Below are 9,715 nucleotides of genomic sequence, written 5' to 3'. Positions count from 1 at the left end.
GAACAAGCAGAAAAGCTGTATTCCCGATTACTTTTGCGAGTAATGGAGAATGCAGCTTTTTTTGTATGAGAAAGAGGGTTACTCGTCATCGTCACCAAATGTACGAGCTTGCCGGAGTGAAGAGTTTTTCCGCGTTTCCCTGAAATCGCCGATGGATTAGATCGGAAATTTCGTTTTTACATTGTAATCTTGCTCCACTATAGTATGGATTACAGAATTAATATACTGAAATTTCTGTTCATAATTCGTAATGAATGGGAAAGGAGCTTTTATGAAGCAGGATTCCTCAGTACGCTTCCACTATGCATGGGTAATTGCCGCAGTGACTTTCTTCATTCTTTTGATTGGCGCAGGGATTCGGTCGGCACCTGGAGTATTTATGGTGCCCGTTGAGCAAGAATTTGGCTGGAGCCGCTCTTCTATTTCCCTTGCTCTCTCTGTCAATTTGTTGTTATATGGTTTGGTAGGGCCGTTTGCTGCAGCAGTTATGGATCGTTTTGGCATCAGGCGCATTACAATTCTGGCTCTGTTTATGCTGGCATTAGGAGCTGCTCTGACTACATGGATGCAGTCATCCTGGCAGTTGACACTGTTGTGGGGAGTGGTCGTTGGTCTCGGATCAGGGTGTACAGCATCAGTATTGGGGGCGATGATTGCCAATCGGTGGTTTGTTAAGCAACGTGGTCTGGTCATGGGGATTTTGACAGCAAGCGGTGCTACGGGACAGCTAGTGTTTTTGCCCTTGCTAGCCAGTTTGGCTGAATCGGATGGCTGGCGTATAGCGTCTTGGGTAATTGCTTCTGTCGCGCTCGTCATGGTGCCAATGGTTGCGATGCTGATGCGAAATCATCCCAGCGATAAAGGGCTATTCGCTTATGGGGCGACTGTAGCTGATCGAGAGCATGTCGCTCCGGCACAAAATCCGTTTCGGGCGGCAATGAAAGGGCTTCACACAGGTCTTCGTTCTTTTGATTTCTGGTTGTTGGCTGGCAGCTTTTTTATTTGTGGCTTGTCTACGAATGGTTTGATCGGAACTCATTTTATTGCTGCCTGTATGGAGCATGGTATTCCAGCAGTTACTGCCGCTAGTCTGCTCGCTATGATTGGGATTTTTGACATTATTGGAACGACCTTTTCCGGATGGCTGTCGGATCGTTACAATAATCGCTGGCTGTTGTTCTGGTATTATGGACTTCGCGGTCTTTCCTTGATGTTTCTTCCTACTGCGCTGTCATCTTCGACATTTAGTTTGGGGTTGTTCATCGTCTTCTACGGTTTGGACTGGGTTGCCACAGTTCCTCCGACAATGAGATTGACGACCGATATTTTTGGCAGGGAGCAAGCAGGGATTTTGTTTGGATGGATACTGGCCGCCCATCAATTGGGAGCAGCAGTAGCTGCTTACGGTGGCGGAGTCGTCTATACGGTATTGAACAGCTACTTCTTTATGTTTATTGTCGCAGGAGCATTTTGTCTGCTCGCTTCTTTTATGGTAATGAGAATTGGAAGGAACGCGCTCAGCGTAGATGTTTCCCGGAATATGTAACGGTAAAAGCGCGAAGTTAACCCCCAAGGATTCAGTACCTTGGGGGTTAGTTTTACGCAAGGGGGGCCAGCGGGAGAGAGATACGGAAAATAGCACCGCATAACGCGCCATTTTCAACTTCAATCCGGCCATGTGAACGCTCAATGATTGCTCTGGAAATAGCCAATCCTAGCCCTACCTCGCCATTTTTCCCTTTGACAAAGCGGTGAAACAAATGAGGCAGCAAATCTTCCTGGATGCCTGCTCCATCATCAATAACATGAACGATTACAAAATGTTTCCCGACTTCCACATCGATGACGATCTTTTCTTTAGCGTGTCGTAACGCATTGCCAATGATGTTGAGAAAAGCCTGGAGCACCTTTCCCTCATCTATATGAACAATGTCGGGAGTAGTGGCGGCACGAATTTGAATGGAAATCTTTTTTTGCAGCTGGAGTGGATGAAGTCGCTCAATTGCGCGGTTCACCAACTCCGTTGCCGAATGATCGGAGGGACGAAACAAATTTTCTTCACTCTCAAGCTTCGCCAGCAAAATGATTTCGGTAACGATATGCTTTAAGCGATTTGTTTCTTCTACGATAACATCCAATCCTTTTTGTGCCGCTGCCTCTGCGAAAACACCATCGCGTATTCCTTCCGCATATCCTTGAATCGACATGAGTGGAGTCTTTAATTCGTGTGAGGCGTTCTGTAAAAATTGCCGCTGAATTTCATGAAAGCGATCAAGCTCCTGCGCCATAGAGTAGACACTCTCTGCTACTTCTGCAATCTCCCCACGGGCCGGGACAAGCTGGACGTCAGAGAATCGTCGAAACTGTATTTTTTTGATTTCTGTGGTCAGTTTATTCAACGGTCGCACCATGCTGCGTGTGATAAAAAAACTGAGCAAAATCGTCGAAACAGCCCCGATGCATACGATCAGCAACATATTTGTCGTGAGTTCCATTCGCACATCTTTCAGCCCGCGAACTGGTGATGCGAGGATAAGGCGCTGCTTTTCATCGTTTTTAAGAGGAAGATTGACAACGACATAGTCGTCTTGGCCAATGATCCAGATGTTCTTATCTTGCCGTTTCTCCGCTTTCCGTTCCAAGGCTTGCAGCCAATCGTTTACATTCGAAGAAGGCAAGGTGGTATAAAGCACTTTCTTCTTTTTACCAATCAATAGCAACTCTACCTTGCGATTGGACACGAGCAGCTTGTCCAGCTCGGAGATGTCCGCATCTGTGATTTTTTGATCGGCAAGAGTCGTTTTTTCAATCCAGAACTGGCCTTTTAGCGTCAGTTCCTTCTTTTGCTGGGCAATTAAATGGTCGAGCAAAAAAGAATTGATCAGAACAGCAGATATTCCGGTCACCAGGCAAAGGAGCAGGGCGAACATCAAGGTGATACGCAACTGGATATTCATCCTTCGTTTGGCCCCTCCATTTTGCGCAAGCGATAGCCGAATCCCCAGACTGTCTCTAGCGGGATGTGATTCAATTTTTTGCGTATGCGGCGAATCAAATCATCGACGACACGGTCGCTGCCAAAATAGTCGTAGCCCCAGACGAGCGTCAGCAATTCATCTCGGGAAAAAGCCCGATCCGGATTCTCTGACAGCAGGCTGAGCACCTGAAATTCTTTTGCAGTCACTTCTACCTCGTGCCCCAGCGAATAGACGAGTCGTTTGTCTTTATCCAATACGAGAAGACCTTCTGGAGCAGAGTTTTTACCTGGTGCTGGCGCCGCTACAGAGGCGAGTCCCGATTGTGAAGCAGGTTGACGCATATGTTCCCAACGTTTTAAAGCACGATTGACGCGCGCTACCAGCTCACGCGGGCTAAACGGCTTGGTTAAATAATCATCGCTGCCAAGCTCCAATCCGAGTATTTTGTCCACTTCCTCATCACGAGCAGAAATCATGATGATAGGCGTTTCAGATTCCGCGCGGATGCGACGGCAAAATTCATATCCGTCAATACCGGGCAACATGATGTCTAAAACCCAAAGGTCAGGGGGAGCCTCTTCTTTTAGAAAAAAGGCTTCCTCTGCCGATCCTACGGCATCTATCAGGTAGCCTTCTTTTTGCAAATAGGCGGCAACAATCTGGCGAATGTTCACATCATCATCAACTATGGCGATACGAAAGTCTTTCATCGGGTTCCTCCGCAGGGCTTATCTTCACAAGCTATTGTACAACAGTTTTTTCTCCGATCCGTTTCCAGCGCGGTTTTCCCATACTTTTCCCACACTTTTTTGCAAGCCTTACAGCTTTGTAAGATCCATGCAAGGCAAATCGATGGGAGAGACGCTTGGAAGCTTGTACAATCAAGGTAACAAACAAACGGAGGGGATACACCATGAGAAAACTAATGAAGATAGCCGTGCTGTTCTTCGGACTGCTGATCGACACCAAAACAATGATTCGCACCTCCGATTTGGAAATGATCGTTAAGCTGTAATAGTTTCGTTCAGCATTATCCAATGAATCAGAGCGGCAGGGCGTCGGGTATCCGGCGTCTTTTTTGTTTTGAAAAAGATGAGCATGGGCATGGCGATCGAGAGGCTCGCAGAATGGCAAGGGCAGGGGAGAAGTGCCATCGGCGGGTTGACTTTTAAAACATTACATATAATATTGTATTGAAAAGGATCAGGACTCGTATGGGAGAGTGAGTGTTATGTCAGAAAAAAAGGCGTTGTGGACGAAGGATTTTGTGATCCTGGCGCTCTCCAACTTTATGCTGTTTGTCGCTTTTCAGATGCTTCTGCCCACCCTTCCCGTATATGTGACTGATATGGGCGGAGATCAACTGGCGGTAGGGCTTGTCATCAGTCTTTTCACTGTGTCAGCGCTGCTTGTGCGTCCGTTTGCCGGGAAAGCGCTGGATACGATCGGGAGAAAGCCAGTCCTTTTACTCGGCTTGGCGATTTTTCTGCTGGCGGTTGCAGGCTACTATTGGATGGTCAGCGTGGCATTGGTGTTGGCGATTCGTTTTTTGCACGGGATCGGTTGGGGAATCGTCACGACGACTTACGGAACCATTGTGTCTGATATCATTCCTCGGGAACGCAGCGGAGAAGGTATGGGCTACTTCGGGATGTTCAGCAATTTGGCGATGGGCTTCGGTCCGCTTCTGGGGCTGTGGGTTTCGCAAAACTGGGGATACGGCTGGCTTTTTGCCATCTCAGCAGGCTTGACTGCGTTAGCGATGATACTGTCGCGCCTGGTAAAATTCAAACCGATTGTTCCGGCGAAAAAACAGCAAGGAAGCGTGTTAAGCGGGCTTTTGGAAAAGGCAGCGCTGTTTCCGTCCTTGTTGAATTTGTTGATCGGAATCATTTACGGAGGAATCGTCAGCTTTATTACTTTGTTCGGGATTGAGGTCGGAATCGCCAATATCGGGTTGTTTTTCTTGTTCAATGCGATTGCACTGATGGCGGTTCGGCCTTTGGCTGGGAAGTTGTTTGATCGCAAGGGGCCTGTGTGGATTTTGCTTCCCGGTGGAGTTATCCTGGGCGGCGGATTGCTTTTGCTGTCGTACAGTACGACTGAATGGCAGATGATCCTTGCCGCGATATTGTTTGGTATTGGTGTTGGCGGTGTGCAGCCTTCCTTGCAGGCGTGGACGATCAAACGTGTCGATCCGACCAGAAGGGGCGCGGCTACCGGGACGTTTTTCTCGGCATTTGATTTGGGGATCGGCGGTGGTGCCATGATTTTGGGGGCGATCGCCAAAATGACCAGCTTTGCCGTGATGTATCGTTATTCATTAGTAGCGCTCGGACTTTACTTGTTGATTTACCTCATTTATTTGGCCCGGCAAGGCAAAAAGACTGCTATGTCCGAATCGATTTCTTCTTGAGATCGGTTCGGCTTTTTTTATTTTTGCATAAGAAAAGCGGGTATGGCAAAACATAAGTGAATGTAAAACAGCTATGGAATAAAATGGTGTGTCGATGCTGCCGTAAAAGCGGAGCGAAAAACTGAGAAAAACAAGGGGAATCGATTGATTCGACTGGAATTTTTGGACGTGCCCTCTTTCTATATGGTATAATAACGTATTGTGATAACCAGTTGGAGGTTTACCGTTTATGGCAGAAGAAACTGCTCGGTTTCCCAAAGTCGATATTAGCCAAGAAATGAGAGAGTCGTTCATCAGCTATGCGATGAGCGTTATCGTCAGTCGCGCGCTGCCTGATGTTCGCGACGGTTTGAAGCCTGTGCACAGGCGTATTTTGTATGCCATGCATGATATGGGTCTTACTCCTGACAAAGCATTCCGTAAATCGGCAAACGTAGTCGGGGAAGTAATGGCGAACTACCATCCGCATGGTGACTCTTCCATCTATGAAGCGATGGTAAGGATGGCTCAAGATTTTAATATGCGTTATATGCTCGTCGAAGGGCAAGGAAACTTCGGTTCTGTTGACGGTGACCCGGCAGCGGCCATGCGTTATACAGAGTCGCGTTTTTCCAAGCTGGCATTGGAGCTTCTGCGCGATATTGATAAAGAGACAGTTGATTTCACGCCTAACTACGACGGGCGCAAGGAAGAGCCTGTAGTCTTGCCTTCTCGTTTCCCGAACCTGCTTTTGAACGGTGCGTCGGGGATTGCCGTAGGGATGGCAACCAATATTCCGCCGCATAACCTGACGGAAGTCATTGATGGCGTCATTGCCATGATCGACAGTCCGGATATTACGGTTCAAGACTTGATGAAAATCATCAAAGGCCCGGATTTCCCTACAGCGGGAGAGATCCTTGGGGTAAGTGGCATTCGTCGTGCTTACGAAACGGGTCGAGGCTCGATTATCATGCGAGCGAAAACCCAAATTGAAGAGGAAAAGGGAAAACCGCGCATTATCGTGACGGAAATTCCTTATCAGGTAAACAAGGCAAGACTCGTTGAGAAGATTGCGGAGCTTGTCCGGGAAAAGAAAATCGAAGGCATTACCGATTTGCGGGATGAGTCTGACCGTAAAGGTATGCGCATCGTAATGGAGCTTCGCCGCGATGTCATTCCGAAAGTTGTGTTGAACAATCTGTTCAAGCATACGCAAATGCAGACTACTTTCGGTGTGAACATGCTGGCATTGGTCGATGGCCGCCCACGCGTCCTCAATCTGCGTGAGATGTTGTATTACTATCTGCAGCATCAACGCGTCATTATTCGCAGAAGGACCGAATACGATCTGAAGCAGGCTGAAGCGCGCGCTCATATTTTGGAAGGCTTGCGCATTGCCCTGGATCACATCGATGAGATTATCAGCCTGATTCGTTCTTCGCAAACAACGGAAGAAGCTCGCGAGGGGCTGATGAGCAACTTCGCTCTGAGCTACGAGCAGGCACAAGCGATTCTCGATATGCGTCTGCAACGCTTGACAGGGTTGGAGCGCGAGAAAATCGAGAACGAGTATCAGGAGCTATTGGTGAAGATTGCGGAGCTGCGAGCTATTCTTGCTGATGAAGCCAAAATCTACGCGATTATTCGCGAAGAGCTGGGCGAAATCAAGGAGAAGTTCGGAGACGAGCGGCGCACCGCCATCGCTTTTGATGAAAATCATATCGAAGACGCTGATTTGATTCCGGAAGAGGATGTCGTAATTACGCTGACTCATGACGGATATATCAAACGTCTGCCTGTATCCACTTATCGTTCACAAAAACGCGGTGGACGGGGCGTTCAGGGATTGGGAACGAAGGATGACGACTTTGTTGAACATCTGTATATTACCAATTCTCATGACTACATCATGTTCTTCACAAGCAAGGGCAAAGTGTACCGTCTGAAAGGCTTTGAGATTCCAGACCTCAGCCGCACGGCAAAAGGCACTCCGATCATCAATCTGATCCAGATTGAAAAAGGGGAGCGGGTCAGCGCGGTCATTCCAGTCAAGGAATTTGATCATGAGCGATTCCTGTTCTTTGCTACAAAGAAAGGGATTATCAAGAAAACCACGCTGGAATCGTATGAGAACATTCGCAAAGGCGGACTGATTGCAGTCAATCTGCGCGAAGACGATGAGCTGATTGGTGTTCGTTTGACTGACGGGAAACAAGAGATCATTATGGGTACGCAAAAAGGGATGTCTGTGCGTTTTAACGAGGGTGACGTGCGGACAATGGGACGCAACGCAACCGGCGTGAAGGGAATTACGCTTGACGACGATGACAATGTCATTGATATGGACGTCATCAAGCCAAACGCGGAAGTTCTCATCGTAACGGCAAACGGTTACGGCAAACGGACTCCTGTTGAGGAATACCGTATTCAGTCGCGCGGTGGTAAAGGGATCAAGACGCACAATGTCACGGAACGCAGCGGGCATGTGGTCGGACTGAAAGTGGTGGAGCCAGAAGAAGATTTGATGATTATCACCACTTCCGGTATTATCATCCGCACGGAGATGAAGGGTATCTCTGTAATGGGACGTTATACGCAAGGCGTGAAGCTGATCCGTCTGTCTGAAAACGAACAGGTAGGTTCAGTAGCCAAATGCCCACCGAATGAAGATGATGACGATCTGGAGGACATGGAAGAAGCGGTTGACGGAGTTGACGCTCCATCCAATGTGGAACCAGACGATCACGAACCAACAGAAGAATAATGCCAAGATCATGAATGGAGCGCTCCGAGTTTTGTGGGGCGCTCTTTTTTGAACAGAAAGTTTGCCCAAACTGTTACTTTATTCCTGCAATTGGTTTGAAATTGGAGTAAAATTGGGAAAAGAAAACTATGTGATTACAAGTTGGATCGGGTGGTGACCAGGTTGCCCATCGTGGAAGTGAAGCAACTGAACAGCGGAGCAAGATTGGCAGAGGAAGTTTATACGGCATTAGGGGGAATCCTGTTTTCAAAGGGCACCCCTATTTACGAGAAAGAAATTGAATTTCTCGAAGCTTTTATGATTAAGAAGGTACATATCGAGGAAGTTGGGACTGGATATATATCTGAGCAAGCGGAAGCACCAGCGGAAGAGCCGGTGAAAAGTTCTGACAAGCCGCCTACCATCAAGCCAGCGATTCAGGAGTCTTTTGAAAAAGCGGTATCGACACTGAAAAACTTGATGATTCGTGTGCAGGGCGGAAATAACATTCCGGTGATGGAAGTGCGTGAGGTGGTTACGCCGATCATTACCGAGTTCCAGCAGCAACCGCAAGTATTGCTGTCATTGCGGCGTTTTGCGCGCATGGACAGCTATACGTATGAGCATGCGATTGCGGTCGGAATCATTTCTTATATGATTGCAAAATGGATCAAAGTTCCGGAAAAGGAATGGATGCAGGTTGCGTTGGCGGGAACTTTGCTGGATATAGGAAAGACGAAAATCGACCGCAGAATTTTGCAAAAGCCGGGGAAACTGACGGATGATGAATTTGAAGAGATCAAAAAGCATACCGTCTATGGCTATCAAATCATCAAAGCGTCCCACGGTTTGAGTGAAGGCGTTGCCTTGGCAGCTTTGCAACATCACGAGCGGGAAGATGGATCGGGATATCCTTTGGGGTTGCCTGGTTCAAAATTGCACCTGTACAGCAAAATCGTTGCAGTAGCTGATGTGTATCATGCGATGTGCTCTGACCGCATTTATCAAAAAGCGCTCTCGCCGTACGAAGTAGTCGAGCAATTGGTGCAAGACAGCTTTGGCAAGCTTGACCCGACGATCGTGCGCACCTTTGTGGATGGGATTACGCAATTTGCAGTTGGAACGATTGTAGAGTTAAGTGACGGTACGATTGGGAAAATTGTATTTACGGACCGTAATCACCCTACTCGACCGATGGTAGAAGCCAAAGGGAGAATCGTAAATCTGGTGGAATCGAGACATTTGGCGATTCTTCGTGTCTTGGAGCAATCGTAAAAAGAGTGGAGAGGCGATAAAATTCGCCTCTTTTCATTTTTATTTAACGGATTTTAAATCTATTTTAAAAAAGTGCTTGCGCATGTCTTTTATACGTGATAAGATACATCTTGTCGCTTCGCTAGAGGCGAACATCAAATAAGAAAAGAAGATAAAGCTATTGACTTCTTCAATCTCATTTGATAAAGTATTGAATTGTCGCTGCTGAGCGAAACGAGCCAAGAAAAAACTTCTTGCAAAAACTCAGCGGGCATGATAGGATAGAAAAGTCGCCTTGAGAGGCGAAAAGAAAAAATGTTCTTTGAAAACTGAACAGCGAAA

At 47.5% G+C, this 9,715-nt stretch carries 6 protein-coding genes; 4 read left to right on the top strand and 2 right to left on the bottom strand.

Annotated elements, in window-relative coordinates:
• Positions 1–271: 271 nt before the first annotated feature.
• Positions 272–1,546 carry an MFS transporter gene (locus DEP07_RS21985; protein ID WP_287103012.1) on the top strand — a complete coding sequence of 425 codons (1,275 nt, stop codon included), beginning with the start codon at positions 272–274 and terminating at the stop codon, positions 1,544–1,546.
• A 52-nt stretch (positions 1,547–1,598) separates the two neighbouring features.
• Here the strand turns inward: DEP07_RS21985 and DEP07_RS21980 are convergent, their stop codons facing one another.
• Together DEP07_RS21980 and DEP07_RS21975 are read right to left on the bottom strand one after the other, a co-directional pair.
• Positions 1,599–2,957, bottom strand: a complete 1,359-nt coding sequence (locus DEP07_RS21980) for a sensor histidine kinase (protein WP_242773380.1) — start codon at positions 2,955–2,957, stop codon at positions 1,599–1,601.
• Positions 2,954–3,688 carry a response regulator transcription factor gene (locus DEP07_RS21975; protein WP_122966902.1) on the bottom strand — a complete coding sequence of 245 codons (735 nt, stop codon included), beginning with the start codon at positions 3,686–3,688 and terminating at the stop codon, positions 2,954–2,956. Before DEP07_RS21975 ends, DEP07_RS21980 begins: the two co-directional genes overlap by 4 nt.
• Positions 3,689–4,209: 521 nt before the next feature.
• Here DEP07_RS21975 and DEP07_RS21970 point away from each other — a divergent pair.
• The 3 genes from DEP07_RS21970 (at position 4,210) to DEP07_RS21960 (ending at position 9,394) form a co-directional block, all read left to right on the top strand.
• A complete protein-coding gene (locus tag DEP07_RS21970; RefSeq protein ID WP_287103011.1) occupies positions 4,210–5,394 on the top strand; it encodes an MFS transporter in 1,185 nt (394 codons plus the stop codon).
• Between the two features lie 229 nt (positions 5,395–5,623).
• Positions 5,624–8,140 carry a DNA gyrase subunit A gene (gene gyrA / locus DEP07_RS21965; RefSeq protein WP_173598259.1) on the top strand — a complete coding sequence of 839 codons (2,517 nt, stop codon included), beginning with the start codon at positions 5,624–5,626 and terminating at the stop codon, positions 8,138–8,140.
• Between the two features lie 162 nt (positions 8,141–8,302).
• A complete protein-coding gene (locus DEP07_RS21960) occupies positions 8,303–9,394 on the top strand; it encodes an HD-GYP domain-containing protein (RefSeq protein ID WP_173600197.1) in 1,092 nt (363 codons plus the stop codon).
• The last annotated feature ends 321 nt before the right edge of the window (positions 9,395–9,715 follow it).

This window comes from Brevibacillus sp. (assembly GCF_003521185.1).
GTDB classification, from domain to species: domain Bacteria; phylum Bacillota; class Bacilli; order Brevibacillales; family Brevibacillaceae; genus Brevibacillus; species Brevibacillus parabrevis.
The sequence above is the reverse complement of the archived record's forward strand: the minus strand, read 5'-3'. Positions and strand labels throughout refer to the sequence as shown.